Genomic DNA, 479 nt, shown 5'->3' with positions numbered 1-479 from the left:
AAAGATCCGTCCACAATCTCAAAAGAAGTTCGGAGAAATAGAGTGGTGAAAGAGAACTCTAGTACTTCCAATTGTGAGGCCTGCCCTCTGCTCAAAAAGGCTCCCTACGTTTGCAATGCCTGTCCGAAAAAGAGGATCAATTGTGGATACCAGAAACAGTTCTACTACGCAAAAAGAGCTCAGCTTGATTATGAAGCTAAGCTCTCAGAGTCGAGAACAGGTGTTGCCCTAAACAAGGAAGAATTCTATCGCATGGACGAGATTATCTCTTCTGCCATCCAAAAGGGACAACACCTCAACCACATCATCGCCTCCAATGAACTGTCGGCATCCAGAGCTTCTATCTACCGATACCTTGAAAAAGGATATCTGTCCACAAAGCCCATTGATTTCCCCCGTGTCGTGAAATTCAGAAAGCGGAGAACCAGAAACCTCCAACCCATTCCTAAAACTGCCAAAGAAGGACGGTCTTACGAGGA

1 pseudogene is annotated in these 479 nt (G+C 45.5%); it reads left to right on the top strand.

The annotated features are described in order from the left end of the window. Positions 1-479, top strand: a pseudogene (locus C1E99_RS00905) (IS30 family transposase); the annotation flags it as partial.

This window comes from Streptococcus suis (assembly GCF_002964045.1).
Classification (GTDB): domain Bacteria; phylum Bacillota; class Bacilli; order Lactobacillales; family Streptococcaceae; genus Streptococcus; species Streptococcus suis_U.
Note: the sequence above shows the minus strand (reverse complement) of the source record. Positions and strands in the feature narration are given on the sequence as shown.